The following is a 594-nucleotide window of genomic DNA, read 5'->3' as shown; positions in this document are numbered from 1 at the left end:
TTGATCTCTTCGACCACCAGGTAGCGGGCATGATCGCCGTGGATCTCGTGGCCCTGGGGATCGTAGGCCAGGGTCTTCATGCCGGTCGCCTCACGCAGCCGGCGCAACACGCTGTCGCCGATCAGGTTCAGGGTGACGAACTTGCCGTCCCGGGTCGCATAGTGGCCGTGGACGGCGTCGAGCAGATTGTCGCCGATCGGCTCGCGGCTCTCGCCCGTGGTCTCGGCCTGGGCGTACCAGCCCAGCTCGGCCAGGGTCTGGAAGGCGACCTGTTCGAGGGCGATCTTGTAGCAGTCGCCCTGGCCGGTTTCGGCCAGACGGCGCAGGCCGACATGAAAGGCGTTGAGGCCGTGCAGGCCGGTAATCATGTCGAAGAAGGCGACCGGAATGGTCAGCGGTCGGCCGTGGGGTTCGCCGGTCGCGTGGGCCAGGCCGGTCGCGCCCTGCATGGAGTAGTCGTTGGCCACCCGGCCGTCGTAGCCCCCGTCGAACTGAATCTTGATGACCTGTGGACCGCAGTGCTCGACCAGGTGCTCGTACTCCAGCCAGGGCGCCATGCGCGGCGGCCAGTTGCTGACCAGGACGTGGGTGGCT

Annotated in this window: 1 protein-coding gene; it reads right to left on the bottom strand. The window is 67.2% G+C overall.

The features are described 5' to 3' along the window. Positions 1-594, bottom strand: a 594-nt coding sequence (locus tag J4F42_19925; protein ID MCE2487788.1) for a CoA transferase, incomplete at both ends; no start/stop codon positions are given.

This window comes from Desulfurellaceae bacterium, from assembly GCA_021296095.1.
Taxonomy (GTDB): Bacteria; Desulfobacterota; Binatia; order Bin18; family Bin18; genus JAAXHF01.
Note: the sequence above shows the minus strand (reverse complement) of the source record. Positions and strands in the feature narration are given on the sequence as shown.